Consider the following 21,055-nt stretch of genomic DNA (forward strand, 5'->3'; position numbering starts at 1 on the left):
TTAATATTTTACACACTTTCACATAGAATGTCAAGTTAAAATGAATTATTTGTATTTTGTAAAAAATAAGCGCAGCGGCAAGTTTATGGCTTGCAACTGCGCTGAGATCGGTTATTTGATTATGAGAAGCTTTCTTAGTCCGATACTGTCGAAGATATCAACAACTCCGTCATAGTTTATATCTGCATATGCAGAGCTTGTTACAGGTTCGTTTTTCAGCAGGAATTTCTGGAGCATTACAAGGTCTGCAACGGTTACGTCTGTATCGTAATTCACATCGCCTGTACGCGCTTTTTCGGGAGAGAGTATTATCTTCTGGTTTTCAGTGCCCTTGTATTCTTCAAGACGGTAGTTGAGTGCGGAAGAATCACTGATAACAGTAACGCATTTTTCGTTCTGTACAAGTGAATATGAGCCGTCTTTATTGCAGGTGACTTTGAATTTCTGTGAGCTTTCGGCATTGTATTCCTTTGTGGTGATATTTCCTGCACTGTCAGATGTGAGTGCATCACCGTACTTGTTTATAATTGTATAGCTGCCGTCATCAAGCTTGGTGAATTTCCAGATATGGTCGTCTGCGTGATTTAATGAGTCGCCGTTTATTTCATGAATCTGCATATAGCTGTCTAAACCGAATTCTCTGTCTGAAGAATTGTACAGGCAGTCTGATGAAGTGTCACGTATGGAGTATGAACCGTCAGCTACGGCAGGGTGAACGGGTTCAAGGCTGAACAGCTGGCAGTCATCGCCTCTGTATTCCCATTGATTGATGTTTCCGCCGTTTTCCTTTGACCATTCATATACGTCAAAACCGCTTTTTTCATTGGAATAAGCGGTAACAATACCGTAGTATGAGCCTTGCTTTTTTAACATGAATTTCTGATTTTCTGCGCCTGTGAACTCCTGCAATTCAATGTTCACGCCGTCACCGTTTGAATTTTCGGCAAGTCCGATGCATTTGTGCTCATCGCCTGCTGAAAGTATATAGAAATACTTTTCATCGATAGCTGTGAGCTTCCACTGCTGTGCCCAGCTGCCGTTGAATTCCCACTGCTGTATATTAGTGCTGATATCAAGGCTTCCGTTTGGCAGATCAACAGCCTTGCCGCTGTTGCGGTTGATGATATAATATGATACGTCGGAATGTAGCTCCGTACTTGAAATATAGGGGATATAGCTGCTTGGCAGCAGAAAATCCGTGGAATAGACTATCTTTGAGTCCTTGTCGGTGTAGTCGGGGATACCGACCTGACGCTCCTTGCCGTTAAATTCTTTCGTTTGTACGCCCCATATGGTCTGATTATTGCTGCCTACTGCGGTGAATGACATTACTTTCTTGCCGTTTTCGTCCCTGGCTGCAAGGAAGTAACCGCTGTATTTCTGACCGCCTATAGTTATCTCGGCAGCCGAGCTCTCCTGTGACTGTGACCATTTTCCTGTAACTGCACCGCTTATTGTACCATCGGAATTTAGCTTTATGCTGCTGTAGTTTATTATCTTTCCGTCTGTGGAAGTACCATGTTTGATGAATTCATAGTCACCGATAATGTTGGAGTCATCGTAGCCCGATGCGGATATTTCATCGCCTGCGTATTCGTATGGTGCTACAACAGGCCAGCCTTCTTCGTTGAAGTACATGGAGTGTACACGTACCTCGTGGAATTCTGCGCCGTCGTCAAATCGGGTGTGATATACAAGATACCATTTGCCGTCATCATCGCGGAGTACGGAGTTATGTCCGCAAGCCATGTAAGCTTTGCTCAGTGAGCTGAATTTGTAGTTGCCCATGACTTTAAGACCTGTGGAGTCAAGATTGGGATTTGTGGGGAGGACTGCCTGTCTGCCTGCGGGATCGGTAAACGGTCCGAGAGGCGATGCAGAGCGGAATACACGCATATTATATCCGCCTGTCGAAGTGAGTCCACCGAATGTTACCCATAAATAATAGTAGCCTGTATCTGCGTTGTATTCGATGAAAGGTCCTTCACCTGATTTGCCGTAGCCTCCCGATATTTTCGTACCGAAGTAGCTGTCCACCATTCGGCCGTCAGAGGTAGTGCCTGTTTTCGGGTGTATGCACTGTCCTGTTTTCGGGTCTATTTCAAGGGTGAAGATACCGCCTGACCATGAGCCGTAGCACATATACATCTTTCCGTTCGTATCATAGTATATGGTAGGGTCGATGGCGTTTGGGAAAAGCTGGTTGTTGAAGTCGTTGTTCCTGAACCAGCTGTTATTGAAGCTTACCTGTCCTGCGGCAATAAGCTCATCTATATTCGTTGAAGTGTACTTTTTGTTGACGTTCTTTGTTGTGCTCTTTACGTATGCGTCATTATTTGTAAAGCCTGAATAGATGAGTGTTTCCACAAAGGTGTACGGTCCTTCGATATTCTTGGCTGCGGCATAAGCTATTACGGAACGCATATATGTTGAGGAGGTGCAGAAGTACATAAGGTACGCGCCTTTGCTGCCGTCAGAGTTTATGTAGTCTGCATCCCATACCACGTCAGGTGCCCATACGGCAAATCCGCCTGCGCAGTCCTCAAGGTCTTCACCTGACCATGCAAAGGCTTTCTTCAGGTTTTGAGAAAGGTTGCCGAACTCCACATTATTTGTGGTAGCATAGCCGTTTGAGAAACGTCTCCAGTTCTTCAGGTCCGTTGTTTTGGCAGCTTCGATATGTGAGCCGAATACATAATAAGTACCGTTATCCTTGACTATGGAAGGATCATGTACGGATACACGCTGATTTGCTGCAAAAGAGTTCAGTCCTGTGAAAGCCGACAAGAATATGCAGCCTGAGACAGCTGCTGATATTAACTTTTTCAATTTCATTTTAATACCCTCCAAACATAGAAATGTTTATATAATTATAGCATTTTTTTAGTCAAAGTGTCAATGGATAAGAAGTGTACAAAAGTATTCAAACTATTACATATAGTGTAAATATTCATATCGTGGGCTCTTGCATATATTTTTTTGTAAAAGAATGAGCTTTTTTTGTCAAAAGTTACGATTTTGAACCAAACTATTGGAATTATGGAAAATCTGTGCTATAATGTCACTTGTATTCATTGATAATTTAAATGAAATAAGGTAAACGGTGCCTTCCAGCTTCGGTACGGAAGGGTAAAAGGGAAGCAGGTGCGAAACCTGAACGAACTCGTCACTGTAATCAGACAGCATTTTTCTATGTGCTCACGCACAGCCACTGTGTAAAAACGGGAAGGCAGAAAAATGTGCTATTGCCTGTAAGTCAGGAAACCTGCCGCTTATCGGTACATGGGATAATTCCCAGGATCACGAGGCATTGATCGTACCATTGCTGCCCGTAAAGTTAACGGGTTTATTTTGATGCCTTCTGCCTGAGCGGAAGGTTTTTTTGCGCACGACCTATGTCTCCTGAAAAAACAGGAGGAAAAGAAAATGAAAATGAGAAGAATGATCGCAGCCGCTGCTGCACTTACACTTACTGCTGCTTGCTTCACTTCATGCGGTGACAGCGAAAAGAAGGACAGTGGTAATAACGCTGCAACAGAAGCTACTACAACTGCTGTAACAACTGATGCTGATACTACCGAAGCAACAGAAGCTGAAACAACTACTGAGGCTGAGGAAGAGGACGATGAGGAGAACTACGATACAGGCGATGCTTCACTTGATAACATCAGAAATCAGGACGAGATCGGTGACAGTGAGCTCCTCGTTATAAGCTTCGGTACAAGCTTCAACGACAGCCGCCGTCTTACTATCGGTGCTATCGAGAATGCTCTCGAAAAGGCATTCCCTGATTACTCTGTACGCCGCGGTTTCACAGCTAATATCGTTATAGATCATGTTAATAAGAGAGACGGTATTCTCATTGATGATATAGATGCTGCTCTTAAAAGAGCTGTTGACAATAAGGTAAAGACTCTCGTTGTTCAGCCTACTCACCTTATGAACGGTCTTGAGTATGAGGAAGTTACAGGAAAGATCGCTGAATACTCAGATGCTTTCGACAAGGTAGTTATCGGCGAGCCGCTTCTTACAAGCGATGACGACTTTGCTAAGGTAGAAAAGGCTATCACAGAATGGACAAAGGAGTATGATGACGGAGAGACTGCTATCTGCTTCATGGGTCACGGTACAGAAGCTGAGTCAAATGCTGTATATCAGAAGATGCAGGATCTCCTTACAGCTGACGGCTTCAAGAATTACTATGTAGGAACTGTTGAGGCAACTCCTTCAGTTGAAGATGTTCTTGCAAAGGTAAAGGAAGGCAATTACAAGAAGGTAGTCCTTGAGCCGCTTATGGTTGTTGCAGGCGACCACGCTAACAATGATATGGCAGGCGATGAAGAGGATTCATGGAAGTCCATATTCCTTGCTGAGGGTTATGACGTTGAGTGTGTGCTGAGAGGTCTCGGTGAGAACGAAGATATCCAGAAGATATACGTTGAACACGCTCAGAAGGCTATCGACTCTGTAAAGTAATAATATAAGTAAAATTATGACCGCAGCCGACTTTATGTCGGCTGCTTCACTAAGAGGTAATTTTTATGTATAAAAAAATCGCACTGATCTCACTTTTATTGTCTGCTGCTGTACTTACTTCATGCGGCGATAAGGAAAAAACTTCTTCAAATGAGGCAAAGACTACAACTGCTGCTGTTGAGACTACAACAGAAGCGGAAACAACTACTACTGTTGCCGAGACCGAAGCTGAGACTACTACCGAACAGGTCACTGCACCTCAGCAGGAAGTCGGATATGAGGGCATGGTGGCTGTTGCTGCTGACAAACTCAAAGACGGTGAGTACGATATAAATGTTGATTCAAGCTCGTCAATGTTCAAGATAACCGAATGTAAGCTTACAGTTGCAGACGGTAAGATGACAGCTAAAATGACTATGAGCGGAAGCGGCTATGAGTATTTATTCATGGGTACAGGCGAAGATGCAGCAAAGGCTTCCGAAAGCGATTACATCAATGCAGAGGAGAGCGGCGATGTAGTGGCTTTCACTGTTCCTGTTGAAGCCCTTGACAAGGAGATTGACTGTGCTGCTTTCAGCAAGCGCAAGGAACAGTGGTACGACAGAAAGCTTGTATTCCGCGCTGATTCACTTCCTGATGAGGCTTTCTCTGAAAGCAGATATAATACTGTTGAGTCTCTCGGCATAAAGGACGGAGAATACAATGTAGATGTAAAGCTTGAGGGCGGCTCGGGAAAAGCATCTGTTGTTTCGCCTGCAAAGCTTACTGTAAAGGACGGTAAGGCTGCTGCTGAAATTATCTGGAGCAGCAACAAGTACGATTACATGATAGTCGGCGATGAGAAGATACTTCCTGTAAGTACAGAGGAATTTTCTATATTTGAGATACCTGTTACAGGCTTTGACTACAAAATGCCTGTCAAGGCTGATACTACAGCTATGAGTACTCCCCACGAGATAGAGTATACTCTTTTCTTTGATTCTTCCACAATAACCGAATAAAATGCTTAAACGTGTATTTTGCGGAGCTGCTGCTTTAGTTTTGCTTGTTGGCTGCGGCAGTAAAAAAAGTACAGATGCTGTTTCTCACGGTGGAAAAATGCTGGAGCTGAAATATGCTCAGCAGTTTTCAGCGGAGTATATCGACAACGACTGTGTACTTGTAACTATTGCTGATGACAAATATGTTATAGTGCCTGAGAACAGTGAAGCTCCGAAGTCGGCAGGTGATGCTGTAGTTATTCAGCAGCCCGTGGATAATGTGTATAATGCAGCTTCTTCTGCTATGGACCTTATTGACGGGGCAGGTGCGCTTGATGATGTGACCATGACTTCCACAAAGTATGATGACTGGAGCTTGCAGAGTATCCGTGACAGGATAGACAGCGGCGATATAACATATATCGGCAAGTACAGTGCGCCTGATTATGAGGCTCTCCTCGAAGAGGAATGTGGTCTTGCTGTTGAATCTACTATGATATATCACAGTCCTGAAGTCAAGGAGCAGATAGAAGCTCTCGGTATACCTGTTCTTGTGGAGAGGTCAAGCTATGAAAAAGACCCTCTCGGCAGAATGGAGTGGATAAAGCTTTACGGGCTTATCTTTAACTGCGAGGAGCAGGCGCAGAAGCTGTTTGATGATAAGACAAAGCAGATAGAAGAAATACTCACGGAAGAAAATACAGGCAGAAAAGCTGCGTTTTTCTATATCAACTCCGCAGGCGGTGTGGTAGTCCGCAAGCCCTCGGATTACGTTCCCGAAATGATGAGAATGGCAGGGGGAGAGTACATTTTTACCAATGATGACCTGAAAACTGATGAGAACGCACTTTCTTCAATGACTATTCAGCCTGAGTCGTTTTATGAGAAGGCGTGTGATGCTGATATTATTTTCTATAACAGCGATATCACAGGAAGTGTCGCAAGTATAGATGATATTATAAAAAAATATCCTCTGCTCAGGGATTTCAAGGCTGTGAAAAACGGTGAGGTCTGGTGTACGGAAAAGAATATTTATCAGCAGACAACAGGTGCTGCTGATATGATAAAGGAGTTTCACAGCGTTTTCAAGGGTGAAGCTGATGACAAAATGAATTTTATGTATCGTCTGGAGTGATAATGAATGAAAGTTCAGCGGCAGCGTATGATATGGGGATATATTATCCTCACCGTTATGCTTATATTTCTTGCTGTATTGAATATCTGTGCAGGAAGTGCGGATATATCCGTTCATAGAATGATAAATGCGCTCCGCGAGCCTGATACGGATAAAGCTGCGTACAATATAATAACAGGACTGAGACTTCCTCGTACTGCTGCGGCTGTTATCCTCGGAGGGGCTTTGTCAGTCTCGGGATTTTTACTTCAGAATTTCTTTGCAAACCCTATTGCAGGTCCTTATATCCTCGGTATATCATCAGGTGCAAAGCTTATGGTGGCACTGCTCATGGTATTCTCATTGTCACAGGGCTTTGCTGTGAATTCATTCGGCATGGTAACGGCGGCATTTGTGGGTTCAATGATATCAATGGGGATAATTCTGCTCATATCGGGTAAGGTAAAGCGTATGTCCGTGCTTATTGTGTGCGGTGTAATGATAGGCTATATATGCTCGGCTATTACTGAGCTTGTGGTGAATTTTTCTGACGACTCTAATATCGTTAATCTGCATAACTGGTCAATGGGAAGTTTTTCGGGTATCGGAAAAGGCGATGTAATTACTTCGGCAGCTATAGTTTTTCCTGCATGTGTACTTGCTTTTCTGTTGTCAAAGCCTATGAACGCTTATCAGCTGGGTGAGGAATATGCGGTAAATTCGGGAGTACATATCAAAGCTTTCAGAGCTTCTCTCATACTGCTTTCAAGTGTGCTTTCCGCCTGCGTTACAGCTTTTGCAGGTCCTGTTTCCTTTGTGGGTGTTGCAGTTCCACATATCATTAAAAGCGGATTTGGTACGGCAAAGCCTATACGTATACTGCCTGCCTGTTTTCTCGGAGGTGCGGTATTCTGTCTGCTGTGTGACCTGATAACGAGGACGCTTTTTGCTCCAACAGAGCTGAGTATCAGTACAGTAACTGCTGTATTCGGTGCGCCTGTTGTTATATATATGCTTCTTCACAAGGAAAGGAGAGGCGGAAATGAATGAGATAATGCTGAGTACAAAAGCTCTTTCGGCAGGTTATGCCAAAAAGGTCATTGTTGAGGGCGTGGAGATAAATGCGGAGCAGGGTAAGATACTGACTCTCATAGGTCCTAACGGTGCAGGAAAATCAACTATACTGAAAACTATCTGCCGACAGCTCAGTCCTTTGGGCGGTGCTGTTTATATCGGAAAAGACAAGCTTGAAGATTTCAGCGGCAATCAGCTTGCAAGGTCGGTATCGGTGCTTCTCACAGGCAGGGTAAAGACCGAATATATGCGGTGCATAGACGTTGTTGAGACAGGACGTTATCCCTATACGGGCAGGCTGGGAGTGCTGTCTGATAAGGACAGGGAAAAGGTCAGAGAAGCACTCAGGCTCGTTGATGCTGAGGATATCGCTGAATGTGACTTCGACAGGATAAGCGACGGTCAGCGTCAGAGGATAATGCTTGCAGGTGCTATCTGCCGTGAGCCTGATATTCTTATACTCGATGAGCCTACCACTTTTCTTGATATAAAGTATAAGCTGGAGCTTATGAAGATACTGAAAAAGCTTGCCGATGAGCGTCATATAGCCGTTATCATGTCGCTCCACGAGCTGGAGCTGGCTCAGCGCGTTTCCGATACTATCATATGTATCAAGGGTAAAGGTATCTATCGCACAGGTACTCCGCAGGAAATATTCTCGGGAGGCTGTATTGAGGAGCTTTACGGAGTTGAAAAGGGAAGCTTCTGCGAAGCCTACGGTTCACCTGAGCTTGGAAAGCTCTCTTCACCTCCCGAGGTGTTCGTTATAGGAGGAGGCGGTAGCGCGATCGCTTTGTACCGAAGTCTGCGCCGAAAGGGTATCGCCTTTGCGGCAGGTATAATCCACGAAAATGATGTCGAATATCCCGTTGCAGCTGCTCTTGCTTCGGAGCTTGTATCGGAGCAGGCTTTTGAAGCTGTTTCAGATGAGAAATATAAGGAAGCACTGGAACTTATGAGAAGCTGCGGAAATGCTGTTTGTACGCTGAAAAGCTTTGGTACTATGAATGAAAAATGCAGGCAGCTCATGGTCGAAGCTGAAAAAACGGGTATTTTAAGAGGTATAGAGTCATATGAGTGAAAAGCCTTTACTTACTAAAAAGATAGTTGTGCTGCCACTGACTATGCTGTGCTGTCTGCTGTGGGGAAGTGCTTTCCCGTGCATAAAGCTTGGCTGCGGATATTCCCATATATCCTCAGATGATACTGCTGCACAGATATTGTATGCGGGACTTAGATTTACTCTCGCAGGGATACTTGCGCTCGTTATCGGCAGTATCATTGAGAGAAAGCCTCTTGTTGCGAAAAAAAGTTCATTTCCTAAAGCTGCAAAGCTGTCACTTTTTCAGACTATACTGCAATATACATTTTTCTATATCGGACTTACAAGGAGCACAGGCATGAAAAGCTCGGTCATTACGGCTTCAAATGTGTTTCTGTCTATTATTGTAGCTGCTTTGGTATTTCGTACCGAGAAGCTCACCTTACGTAAAATAGCAGGCTGTCTTATCGGTTTTTCGGGAGTAGTTCTTATTAATCTAAGCGGTATCGGCGGAGGTTTTAGATTTACGGGTGAGGGATTTGTGTTCCTGTCCGCGCTGTCCTATGCGTTCTCAGCAGGACTTATCAAACGCTATTCTCGCACAGAGGATACTGTGCTGCTAAGCGGCTGGCAGTTCGTTATAGGCGGCATTTTTATGACTGCCATCGGTTATATTGCAGGCGGAAGGGTAACGATCACTAATACCAAAGCAGTTCTTATGCTGGTTTATCTTGCATTTGTTTCTGCGGCTGCGTTTTCAATATGGGGAGTACTGCTGAAACATAATCCCGTTTCAATGATATCGGTTTTCGGTTTTATGAATCCTGTTTTCGGCGTAATACTCTCGTATCTGCTATTGTCAGAAAAGAGTGACGCAGGTCCGTATAAGGTAGCGGCTGCGCTTGTTCTTGTTGCCGCAGGTATCATTATCGTGAATATTTCACCGTTACAAAAAGACAAAGAAAAAGCAGCATGATAAGTGCTGCTTTTTGTTTCTTGCTTTTGCAGCATTTATGTGCTATAATACAATTGTTAAGTTTATTTGAACGGAGTTGTGATGCCTTGAATAAAATTTTGCTTGTAGAAGATGATAAGGAAATAATCGCAAACCTTACTGAATACCTTTCGGGAGAAGGTTTCAGCGTAAAAAACGCCAACGGACAGACAAAGGCTCTTGAAATGGTTGAAAATGAACCTTTTGATCTTGTGCTCCTTGATGTTTCTCTTGCTGAGGGAAACGGTTTTGCTGTATGCTCAGCTATAAAAGCAAATACCTGTATACCTGTTATTTTCCTTACAGCTTCAGGTGATGAATTCAGTACCGTTACCGGTTTCGACCTCGGCGCAGATGATTATATTGCTAAGCCTTTCCGTCCCCGTGAACTGGTTTCGCGTATCAAGAATATTCTGAGACTTACAGGAAGTACGGGTACTGTTGCACAGCTCGGCGATGTACTTGTGGATACTGTTAAGGGTACTGCCACAAAGAACGGAAAAGACCTTTTCCTTTCCGCACTTGAATACAGACTGCTCCTTGTGTTCATTAATAACAGGGGAGCTGTTATGACACGTACAAAGCTGCTTGAGTCCATATGGGATATAGCAGGAGAATTTGTCAATGACAATACGCTTACTGTATATATAAAGCGTCTGAGAGAAAAAATAGAGGACGATCCGCAAAATCCAACGATCATAAAGACTGTAAGAGGTATGGGGTACAGAGTTGACTTATGATGAAGCTTTTGAGAAATATTGAAATTTTTCGTTCTGTCATTGCTTTTCTCATTCTCTCGCTTGCGGCTGTTATAGCAGTATGGATATATGATGACAGATTTCTTGTTCCTGTGATAGGTTTGTGCAGCGGATTTACTGCTATACATTTCTTAACTGTTTTTTTCAGATACAGAAAGATATCACAGCTCACCAACAATATTGACAGGATACTTCATGAAAATGAGAATATATGCCTTGAGGATTACAACGAAGGTGAGCTTGCACTGCTTCAGAGTGAGATACATAAAATGACTGTAAGACTTCGTGAACAGCAGTCTAAACTTATTGAGGACAAGGTATATCTTGCGGATTTTCTTGCTGATGTTTCGCATCAGATAAGAACTCCGCTCACTTCCATAAATATACTTGTTTCTATGTTGGCTGAGCCTGATATATCATTTGAAAAGCGCGAGCAGACCGTTCATAAGCTTTACGGGCTTCTTTCACGTATCGACTGGCTCATTAATGCTCTTCTGAAAATGTCCAAAATAGATGCAGGTACTGTAAAATTCCATGGAGAAAAAATAACCATGCAGCAGCTCCTCGAAAAGGCTTGTATGCCTGTAAGAGTTCCTATCGAACTGCATTGTCAGGAGCTTGTGGTCGAGGCTGACGGTGAGCTTGAATGTGACATAGCATGGAGCTGTGAGGCTATAGGAAACATCGTAAAGAACTGTATGGAGCATACTCCCGACGGAGGTACTATAAAGGTCGTTGGCAGTGAAAATGCGCTTTATTCGGAAATAGTCATCACTGACAGCGGCAGCGGTATCGACGCTGAGGACCTTCCGCATATCTTTGAACGCTTCTATAAGGGACGTGCTTCTGAAGATAAGGGCGGCTTCGGTATCGGTCTTGCACTTGCACGTATGATAATCACGGAACAGAACGGCACTTTAAAAGCCGAGAATTACAGCGGCGGTGCAATGTTTACGATCAGATTTTATAAAGGTACGATTTAAGGCAGGTGCTCCTGCCTTTTTCTTTTGTGACAGATTTGTTATTTTAAAGTCACTGAATAGTCATCTTGACATGATAGAATGTATTCAGAAACTAAGAAAGGGTGTGTCTATATGGAAATATTAAAAGTTGAAAATCTGTGCAAGACTTACGGAAGCGGCGAAAATGAAGTCCGTGCGCTTGACAATGTAAGCTTCTCAGTAGAAAAAGGTGAATTTGTTGCAATAATAGGTCCTTCGGGTTCGGGTAAATCAACTCTTCTGCATATTCTCGGAGGTGTTGACAAGCCTACTTCGGGTAAGGTGTTCATGGACGGAAATGATGTTTACTCTCAGAATGATGAGCAGCTTGCTATCTTCAGACGCAGACAGGTGGGACTCATCTATCAGTTCTACAATCTTATCCCTGTATTGAATGTAACAGAGAATATTACTCTTCCTGTTCTTATGGACGGTCAGAAAGTCAACGATAAGCGTCTGAAAGAGCTTATTGAAACTTTGAAGCTTAATGGACGTGAGGAACATCTTCCAAATCAGCTTTCAGGCGGTCAGCAGCAGCGTGTGTCTATAGGAAGAGCACTGATGAATGCTCCTGCTGTTGTTCTCGCTGATGAACCTACAGGAAATCTTGACAGTAAGAACAGTCAGGAGATAGTTGAACTGCTGAAACTCTCTAACCAGAAATACGATCAGACTCTTATAATAATTACTCACGATGAGAATATCGCATTGCAGGCTGACAGGATAATTGCTATTGAAGATGGCAAGATCACTCGTGATGAGGTGATACGCAAATGAATGTATTCAGTAAAGTAACAGTACAATCACTGAAAAAGAACAGAACAAGAACTATCGTAACTATTATCGGTATCATACTTTCAACAGCTCTTATTTGTGCTGTAACTACTTCTATCGCTTCTGTTCAGAAGTATGCAGTTAGCTATTATGAGTATGTTGACGGAAAGTGGCACGGACTTGTCAGCGAAAGTGATGTGGATACTTATAATAAAATAAAAAGCTCGGATAAAGTTGCAGGTACAGGCAGTCTTAGTTATATAGGATATGCGGAAATAGGCAGCATAAACGAATACAAGCCTTATCTTTATATATGCGGCTTTGAAGAGAATATAGACGGTCTTATCCCTGTCCATCTTAAATCGGGACGTATGCCGCAGAACAGAAATGAGATAATTATTCCTGATCATCTTGATGAAAACGGCGGAGTATCCTATAAAGACGGCGATAAGATAACTCTTGAAGTTGGTGACAGAAAGATCGACTCTGATCAGGCGGCAGAATCATTTATAGATTCAGAAGAAAATGCTGCTTATGATGATAACGCTGTTCTTACACAGTATTGTCCTGTATATGGTTATGATTCTAATGATAATTTGTTTTTTTCATCTGAATACATTGATGTAAAAGAAACAATAGAATATACAGTTGTAGGCACTTATGAGCGTCCTGATTTTGAGCCATATGTTGCTCCCGGATATACAGCACTTACTGTTGCTGATGATATAGATGATAATACAGAAGTCAGTGTATATTACCGTATGAAGAATGGTAAGGATATATATGACTTCATAAAGGATAACGAGATTGGCGGAAGAACTCACAGTGAGATACTTTTGCTTACAGGTGTGTCAAGATATGACAGCTTCTACAGTGTTGTTTTCGGATTGGCTGCTATAATTATAGGACTTATAATGTTCGGCTCTATAATGCTCATATATAATGCTTTTTCTATTTCTGTTTCGGAAAGAACAAAGCAGTTCGGTCTGCTTTCTTCAATTGGTGCTACAAAGAAGCAGCTGAAAAAAATGGTCAGATTTGAGGCGTATGCATTAAGTATAATCGGTATCCCTATCGGTATAATCGTCGGAATTGTAGGTATGTGGATAACCTTCCTTGCTATCGGAAGCAAATTTGTTTCCTTTTCAAATAACAGCTATCAGGAACCGCTGCGCGTATGTGTTTCACCTGTTGCTATAATCGCGGCCTGTGTGATCGCTTTTATCACCATATCCGTATCTGCGTGGATACCTTCAAAAAGAGCAACTAAGATATCAGCTGTTGAAGCTATCAGACAGAATTCGGATATAACACAGAAAAAATATATCAAAACACCTAAGTTCATTGCCAAAATATTCGGACTTCCCGGTATGCTGGCTCATAAATACTTCAAGCGCAGCAAAAAGAAGTACCGCGCAACTGTTATCAGTCTTTTTATGAGCATAGTTCTGTTCATATCAGCTTATTCTTTTACTGCTTATCTTGTCAGTGCAGTCAGTGACACTCATGATACTATGGGCATGGATTATACCTATTCAATGTATAATACAAGCAAGATCACGGAGATTTCTGCTGAGAAGATCAATGATATCATAAAGAATACAGACTTTATCACCGATTCAACATTTATCGAATATGATAATATACCAGTATCTATCGACAGCAAGTATATTAATGACAGTGCTCTCAAAGATGGATTTGTATTTGACAGATCAGAATCTATGCCGTCAGAAAACGGAAAGAATTATAAAAATATGGATATATTCTTTGTAGATGATGAATCATTCAGAAAGTTTGCAAAGGATTGCAATGTCGATCCTGATGCATTTTTTGACAAGAGCACTCTTAATGGTATAGCTCTGGATAATACACTGTATTTTGACGGAGAGTCTGAGAAAATGAAGCGTTTGAAAATGTTCAAAGCTTCTGAATTTGATATTGGTACGCGTGTATATGATAAAATGGATGGATATTATTTCAACGAGCTCGATGAAGACGGAAATGCTGTTTATGTTGATAAGAATGCTTTTGAAGTAACTGAAGATAATTCGATAAAGGTGCCTGCAGAAGATTGCAGTAAGGATATATCCATACATATAAGCAAAGTTATAGATGAAAGACCGTTTTTCGTTTATTCGGACACACAGTGTATAGTTTTCCCGTTAAATAGTTTTAAATTACTATATGGTGATAAGCAAGAAAATAATGTAAACCATTTTGAATTCTGCATAAAATCTGATGATGTTTATGAAGGATATGATGCACTGAAAAACTCATTAAAGGAAAACGGACTTTCTACTGATGGGCTGTACAACTATGCAGATGAGGCTGAGTCAAACAGAAATATGATAATTATTATCAAGGTATTTGCTTACGGATTTATCATATTGATATCACTTATCGCAGCAGCTAATGTATTCAACACAATAACAACCAATATCAGCCTTAGAAGGAGAGAATTCGCTATGCTCAGGTCTGTGGGAATGGGCTCTAAGAGCATGAGAAAAATGCTGAATTTTGAGTGTATTTTGTACGGTACAAAGGCACTTCTCTATGGTCTGCCGGTGTCGGCAGTTGTTACATATCTTATATATCGCGCTGTAAATGAAGGAGTAGATACGGAGTTCTTTATTCCGTGGACAGCCGTTATAGTTGCAGTTCTCAGTGTTTTCATTGTTGTTTTCTCCACAATGATGTTCTCGATGATCAAGATCAGAAAGGATAATACGATAGACGCACTGAAAAATGAAAATCTGTAAAAGAAAGACCTTCCGTTAAGGAAGGTCTTTTTTCAGCTGCTTTTGCGGAAATTTTTGTCTGTGAGTATCCTTGCGAATATAAGTCCGATAGGAAGTGCCATAACGATTAGAATTGCCTTTGTGAGCCAAAGTCCGCCTGTTGATATGTCATTCAGGGCAATGTAGTATATTGCCTTATACATGAACATACCGGGTACCATGATGACAATCGATGGAACAGTAAGAGTTATACGCGGATATCCTATCCAATGCTTTATTGCGGATGCCATAAGACCTGCGCTGAGAGCACCGATAAATGCGGCAAGTCCTACGTGTATGCAAAAAATATCTATAAGTTCAAGACGCAGGGTATTTGCTATCATGCCGATAACACCTGCAAGCGCAGCCATTTTGCGTTTGCTGTTGAACATAAGTGAAAAGCCGTAGACTCCGCAGAAGCTTGTAAGCATTATAAGGCAGAAGCGGAGCAGGGGAGATATCTTGTATTCAACGAAATCCTGCGGATGAAAATTGAAAATAAGTGCGCTGACCCAGCCTGTGAGTGTAGCCATTATGATAATAAGGAGTGCGTATGTTATTCTTTCTATGCCTGATCTCAGGTCGAGCTTCGAGAGGTCGATACCGCCTGTAATAAGAGGAAATCCGGGGATTACAAAAAGCATGGAGCAGATATATCCCGCCTGATGTACTGCCGATACATCAAAAAGCATCTCTGCAAGCTTTATGAAAAGTACATATGTACAGCAGGCAGATGCAACGCCTGCGGCTACGTTGGCAAAAAGAGTGATATGCCTTTCAAGCAGGAGCTTCCTTACGAAATTGCCGATACCTGCACCGAAGAATGCACATATCATTTCCGCAGGTCCGCCTCCGAGAAGAAAGGTGAAGGCGCAGCAGGCGAGTGCAGAGGCAAGACCTAAGTTCCACGCCTTATAATTGCCTTTCATGTCCTGAAACTTGTCAAGTATCATATGAAACTGATGTACCGAATACTTTCCTGCACGTTCTGCAAAGCTGTCAGCAAAATTTTCAAGCTCATTCAGCTTATCTGTATTTACACCTGTGGTATTCAGCGAGATAGCATTTGTATACATCTCTCCGCCGCTGATACAGGTATATTCTATCGACAGCAGACCGATATCCGCATTGCAGGTGATGTTGAGAGCACGGGCTATCTTGTTCATAGAAGCTCTGACTCTCCATGCGCCTGTTCCAACCGAAAGCATCATCAGCCCGACTCTGCCTACGAGAGTAGCCTTTTCTTTCAGCGTGGCGTTAATGGCAGGTTCCGAGCTTTCGCTGTCAACGATCTCATGCCAGTTGATGGGCATATGCTGTTTTCTGAATTTACTCATAAATACACTCCTTATGTAATTTGTTGAGCCAATTTTATATTATATCACATTTATAATGAAAAATCAAGAAAAATAAAACGGAAGAAAATCCTTCCGTTTTAGTGATAGTTTATATAATGTTATTTTTTATAGCAAACACAGCAAGCTGTGTACGGTCCTTCATTCCGAGCTTTTCGAGAAGTCTGGAAATACCGTTGCGCACTGTACCTTCGGCAAGGAAAAGCTTTGAGGCTATCTCTCTGTTGTCGTAGCCTTCGCATATAAGACGGATAAAATCTATCTCACGTTCTGTAAGGTCGAAATTCTTTGCGTCCTGCTGTACAACAACATCTTTCTTTATAGAGCGGAAAATATTATTGCAGAATACATTTATACCGCCTGATACTGCCTTTATAGAGTTGATTATCTTGTCATTGTCCATTTCCTTGAGGATATAACCGTCTGCACCGCTTGCGATAGCCTTGTCAACAGTTTCCTTGTCGTCAAATGTTGTAAGTACCAGTACCTTTATATCGGGAAGAGTATCCTTTATCTTTCTTGTGCCGTATCCGCCGTCGTAATCGGGCATACGCATATCCATGAGGACTACATCAGGTCTCAGTCTTATGCTCATTTCATATGCTTCTTTACCATCGGAAGCTTCTCCTACAACATTTATCTCACTGTCGCCCGAAAGGACGGCTTTAAGTCCTGTTCGGAGTATTTTTACATCATCAGCTATAATTACATTTATCATTTCTCCACCCCACCTATCGGAATTTTTATTATCGTATTGAAACCTTCACCTTTGACCGAGGAGAACCTTACAGTACCTCCCAAAGCTTCTGTGCGTTCGCGGATACCTCTCAGTCCGTTATGCTCGGAAATACTGTCACAGCCTTTTCCATTGTCGAGTATGTACATCTCTATGGCGTTATCAAGGAACTTGATAATAACATCTATCCTTGATGCCTCGGAATATCTAAGAGCATTTGTTATTGTCTCGCGGCAGTTATCATACATCTCCTTTATGCAGAAGCTGTGTCTTTCGTCTTCATCACCCTGTATGCAAAGCTCAATATCTACGCCTCTTACGGCTGTGATAACGGTTTGTACTGCGCTTGTGACTGATTTCATGAATTCATCGTCACGAAGATTGTTTATGGTACATCTTAGCTGCGTTACGCCGCTTCGTGAAAGTCCGTCGATCTCGGAAATGCTCTCAAGCATTTTTTCTTTGTCAGGATTTGGCTGTTCGGCATCGTATTTGAGTATTCTTGCCAGAGAGCTTATCATTGTAAAGGTATGACCTGCCGAGTCATGCATCTCCTGCGCTATCCTGTTGCGTTCCTGTTCAAGGCTGAGTTTTTTTTCTGCTTTCGCAAGATCGTGGTATTCGGTAACATTATTGATAGTTATTACTCGCGCAACATCGTTTCCGCTGTTGTTCTGGCAGTATCTCTGCTTGATGTTGTAATATTCATTTTCATATTTCAGTTCCATAAGACTGAAATCACTTGGTATCTCCTCGTTCATCATTTCGGATATGAGCCGCATGAATTCATAGGAAGTATTTATATTCTTTAAAAAGGGGATATTCTCTGAAAACTTGTTTTTATAGGTTATCCTGTTGTTGTTGTCAAAGATCATTACTCCGCTGTCTATATTATTTATAGTTTCGCGGATAGCTATGCTGTTTATATTGAGCAGTCCGTATCGTCCGAGGGCAATAATTATAAGTATACTTGATATTCCGAAGAACAACGGTGTAAGTGTAACTTTTGAATGGAAAACTCCCGTGAGAGAAAGGGTATTTACTCCGAGGGGGATAGCTGCTGAAAGGATAAGCAGAAAAGACTGCTTTGTTATCTGTGATGAGCTCCTTGTATGCTTCAGGCAGATTATTGTAATACCTGTGACGATGCATACATAGTATATTACCTGATATACGTAGAAAAGTGGTCCGTAAGTAAAACGTTTGTCTACAAATGAGTCGTAGTAAAGATGATGTATCGGATTAGTCAGTACTACGCATACAGCAGATATTGTAATAAGCGGGAGCAGCCAGAGAAAACGAGGCTTTTTCTTTGAACTGAAGGTGTACTCCTGAGACAGCCAAAGCCACAAAGGGCCGAAGCAGCTTATTCCAATATTGCCTATTACATAGCTTATCCAGAATTGCTGTTTTGTGTATGAAAACAATATAAGTATCTCAGATACCAACCATAGAACAATTGAAAGCTGACAGCTCAGAAAAAGGTGAGTAAGCCTGTTGCTGTTACCGCGGCGAAGTACCCATGTGACAGATATAAGCATACCGCACAGTCCGAGTATCAGAAGTACGGCGGAAACTATTGTTGACGTAGTAATGCACCTCCATAAACAAAAATTATATATTTATTATAACACATGAGATGTTTTTAGGCAATATTTTTTTGTAAAAAATATGCCGAATTATAAGCGGTGCAATATAGAAGTTATCATGAAAAAAAAAGAGAGTCCTCTTTAAAAGGGGACTCTCATTAATAAGCATAAAAGTATTTATGTCGGCACCAAAACAAGTGCGGCTTTTATCATACGTTGTAGATGATCTCTGAATAAGCGGGGATAGGCCATTTAGCAGCAGGCATATTGAGCTCGATCTCGTCTGCGATGCTTCTCATGATATCCATTTCAGCAAGTACAACATCGTGGAAGAATTCAGCCTGCTTCTGGATACCGCTTACTGCGTTTGCCTCGGTTACTCTCTGTTCGAGTCTCTCGATAGACTCATAGAAGCGGTCAGCAAGGTCGTTGAGCTTATTTGCGATCTTCTCATCAGTCTTGCTTGTAAAGCCTATCTGCTTCTTTGTAGCGATAGACTCGCAAAGAGTCTGAACGTAATCCATAGTAGCAGGAAGAAGCTGTTTTCTTGCCATTTCTACCATTGTACGTGCTTCGATACGGATAGTCTTTGAGTACTTTTCGAGATGTATCTCAGTTCTTGCAGCTACCTCGTTCTGATTGTATATCTCAAATTTGCGGAAGATACGTACATTCTTCTCGTCAGTATAGTGAGGCATACAGTCAACAGTTGAAACATAGTTAGGAAGTCCTCTTCTTTCAGCTTCCTTGACCCACTCAGCAGAATAACCGTCACCGTTGAAGATAATTCTTCTGTGATCCTTGATAACGCTCTTGAGGAGCTTTCTTACCTCTGCATCGAAATTATCCTTGCCCTTGAATGGTTCAAGAATTTCAGTGAACTGACTGAGCTCCTCACACATGATAGTATTGAGAAGAACATTAGGACAAGCAATATTATCGGAAGAACCTACCATTCTAAATTCAAAGCGGTTTCCTGTGAAAGCAAAAGGTGAAGTTCTGTTTCTGTCTGTGGAGTCCTTGGGGAATGAAGGAAGAGCGTCAACACCTATCTTGAAAGCACGAGTCTTTGTCTTGTACTCTGTATCGTCCTCTATAGCCTGTAATACAGCTTCAAGTTCTTCACCGAGGAACATGGATACGATAGCAGGAGGAGCTTCGTCTGCACCGAGTCTGTGGTCGTTTCCAGCGGAAGCAGCAGAAAGTCTCATAAGGTCTGCATACTCATCAACGCCCTTGATAAGAGCACAGAGTATAGTAAGGAACTGGAGATTATCCATAGGAGTATCTCCCGGATCGAGAAGGTTTTGACCGTCGTTTGTGGACATAGACCAGTTGTTGTGCTTACCTGAACCGTTTACACCCTCAAAAGGCTTTTCGTGGAGCAGACAAACAAGTCCGTGTCTGAGAGCTACCTTCTCCATTACTTCCATAGCAAGCTCGTTCTGGTCTGTACCCAGGTTGGAAGTAGTGAATATAGGAGCCATTTCGTGCTGTGCAGGTGCAACTTCGTTATGCTTGGTCTTTGAATATATACCGAGCTTCCAGAGTTCCTCATCAAGATCAGCCATATAAGCAGCTATTCTCGGACGAAGATTTGCGAAATACTGATCGTCAAGATCCTGTCCCTTAGGAGGCTTTGCACCGAAAAGTGTTCTTCCTGTAAGGATAAGGTCTTCACGCTTATCATACATTTTTTTATCGATGATGAAATACTCCTGCTCTGCACCAACTGTAGAGGTAACTCTTGTAACTCTGTCGTTTCCGAAAAGCTTGAGGAAGCGGACAGCAGTCTTGCTGAGAGCCTGCATAGAGCGAAGCAGAGGTGTTTTCTTGTCAAGTACTTCACCTGTATAGGATACGAAAACTGTAGGGATATAAAGGCTGCCTTCCTTAACGAAGCAGTAAGAAGTCGGATCCCATGCTGTATATCCTCTTGCGGTACTTGTCTGTCTCAGACCGCCTGAGGGGAAAGAAGAAGCATCAGGCTCACCTTTTACAAGTGCCTTGCCTGAGAACTCCATAATAGCCATTCCGTTTGAAGCAGGGCTGATAAAGCAGTCATGCTTTTCAGCAGTAGAGCCTGTCATAGGCTGGAACCAGTGAGTATAATGAGTAGCACCTTTTTCAATAGCCCATTCCTTTATTGTATTTGCAACAACATCGGCTGTAGCCATATCTGCAAGAGGCTCACTGTTCTGCATGGTTCTCTTGAGAGCTTTATAAACATTTTTGGGAAGTCGGTTTTTCATTACTTCCTCATTGAACACATTGCACGCAAAGATCTCGGGGATATTAATTGACATAGAATTTCCTCCTCAGAGCATAGAAGCTCTTAATATACAATACTCCATCATAATTTAAAATTATATCACTCCATCAGCT

15 protein-coding genes and 1 riboswitch are annotated in these 21,055 nt (G+C 42.3%); of the genes, 10 read left to right on the forward strand and 5 right to left on the reverse strand.

The window, feature by feature from the left end; all coding sequences use genetic code 11:
* Window positions 1-111: 111 nt before the first annotated feature.
* A complete protein-coding gene (locus tag QZZ41_RS13325) occupies window positions 112-2,835 on the reverse strand; it encodes a family 43 glycosylhydrolase (protein WP_295073110.1) in 2,724 nt (907 codons plus the stop codon).
* Window positions 2,836-3,084: 249 nt separating this feature from the next.
* Window positions 3,085-3,288, forward strand: a riboswitch (cobalamin riboswitch).
* 138 nt (window positions 3,289-3,426) lie between these two features.
* On the opposite strand from QZZ41_RS13325, the gene QZZ41_RS13330 reads away from it, so the two are divergent.
* From QZZ41_RS13330 to QZZ41_RS13375, 10 genes are all read left to right on the forward strand, one after another.
* Entirely contained in the window at window positions 3,427-4,476 is a 1,050-nt protein-coding gene (locus QZZ41_RS13330; RefSeq protein WP_295073113.1) for a sirohydrochlorin cobaltochelatase, read from the forward strand.
* A 65-nt stretch (window positions 4,477-4,541) separates the two neighbouring features.
* Window positions 4,542-5,477, forward strand: coding sequence for a hypothetical protein (locus QZZ41_RS13335; RefSeq protein WP_295073116.1), 936 nt, complete (start codon window positions 4,542-4,544; stop codon window positions 5,475-5,477).
* A 1-nt stretch (window position 5,478) separates the two neighbouring features.
* Window positions 5,479-6,591 (forward strand): ABC transporter substrate-binding protein, encoded by a 1,113-nt coding sequence (locus QZZ41_RS13340; protein ID WP_295073120.1) that lies wholly within the window; start codon window positions 5,479-5,481, stop codon window positions 6,589-6,591.
* A gap of 6 nt (window positions 6,592-6,597) precedes the next feature.
* Window positions 6,598-7,620 carry an iron ABC transporter permease gene (locus QZZ41_RS13345; protein WP_295073122.1) on the forward strand — a complete coding sequence of 341 codons (1,023 nt, stop codon included), beginning with the start codon at window positions 6,598-6,600 and terminating at the stop codon, window positions 7,618-7,620.
* On the forward strand, window positions 7,613-8,725 hold the full coding sequence (locus tag QZZ41_RS13350) for an ABC transporter ATP-binding protein (RefSeq protein ID WP_295073124.1): 1,113 nt from the start codon (window positions 7,613-7,615) through the stop codon (window positions 8,723-8,725). The genes QZZ41_RS13345 and QZZ41_RS13350 overlap by 8 nt, the downstream gene beginning before the upstream one ends.
* Entirely contained in the window at window positions 8,718-9,662 is a 945-nt protein-coding gene (locus tag QZZ41_RS13355) for a DMT family transporter (protein ID WP_295073127.1), read from the forward strand. The genes QZZ41_RS13350 and QZZ41_RS13355 overlap by 8 nt, the downstream gene beginning before the upstream one ends.
* Before the next feature lie 86 nt (window positions 9,663-9,748).
* Window positions 9,749-10,420: a response regulator transcription factor gene (locus QZZ41_RS13360; protein ID WP_295073129.1), complete on the forward strand. Its 672-nt coding sequence runs from the start codon at window positions 9,749-9,751 to the stop codon at window positions 10,418-10,420.
* On the forward strand, window positions 10,417-11,421 hold the full coding sequence (locus QZZ41_RS13365) for a sensor histidine kinase KdpD (RefSeq protein ID WP_295073131.1): 1,005 nt from the start codon (window positions 10,417-10,419) through the stop codon (window positions 11,419-11,421). Before QZZ41_RS13360 ends, QZZ41_RS13365 begins: the two co-directional genes overlap by 4 nt.
* 111 nt (window positions 11,422-11,532) lie before the next feature.
* Window positions 11,533-12,216, forward strand: a complete 684-nt coding sequence (locus QZZ41_RS13370; RefSeq protein ID WP_295073133.1) for an ABC transporter ATP-binding protein — start codon at window positions 11,533-11,535, stop codon at window positions 12,214-12,216.
* A complete protein-coding gene (locus tag QZZ41_RS13375) occupies window positions 12,213-14,972 on the forward strand; it encodes an ABC transporter permease (RefSeq protein ID WP_295073135.1) in 2,760 nt (919 codons plus the stop codon). Before QZZ41_RS13370 ends, QZZ41_RS13375 begins: the two co-directional genes overlap by 4 nt.
* A 32-nt stretch (window positions 14,973-15,004) precedes the next feature.
* Here the strand turns inward: QZZ41_RS13375 and QZZ41_RS13380 are convergent, their stop codons facing one another.
* From QZZ41_RS13380 to QZZ41_RS13395, 4 genes are all read right to left on the reverse strand, one after another.
* Window positions 15,005-16,327, reverse strand: coding sequence for a threonine/serine exporter ThrE family protein (locus QZZ41_RS13380; protein ID WP_295073137.1), 1,323 nt, complete (start codon window positions 16,325-16,327; stop codon window positions 15,005-15,007).
* Window positions 16,328-16,436: 109 nt separating this feature from the next.
* Window positions 16,437-17,063 carry a response regulator transcription factor gene (locus QZZ41_RS13385; RefSeq protein ID WP_295073139.1) on the reverse strand — a complete coding sequence of 209 codons (627 nt, stop codon included), beginning with the start codon at window positions 17,061-17,063 and terminating at the stop codon, window positions 16,437-16,439.
* A complete protein-coding gene (locus QZZ41_RS13390; RefSeq protein ID WP_367267480.1) occupies window positions 17,060-18,703 on the reverse strand; it encodes a histidine kinase N-terminal 7TM domain-containing protein in 1,644 nt (547 codons plus the stop codon). Before QZZ41_RS13390 ends, QZZ41_RS13385 begins: the two co-directional genes overlap by 4 nt.
* Window positions 18,704-18,879: 176 nt before the next feature.
* A complete protein-coding gene (locus QZZ41_RS13395; protein WP_295073141.1) occupies window positions 18,880-20,976 on the reverse strand; it encodes a glutamine synthetase III in 2,097 nt (698 codons plus the stop codon).
* Between the last annotated feature and the right edge of the window lie 79 nt (window positions 20,977-21,055).

It is taken from the genome of Ruminococcus sp. (genome assembly GCF_016283395.1).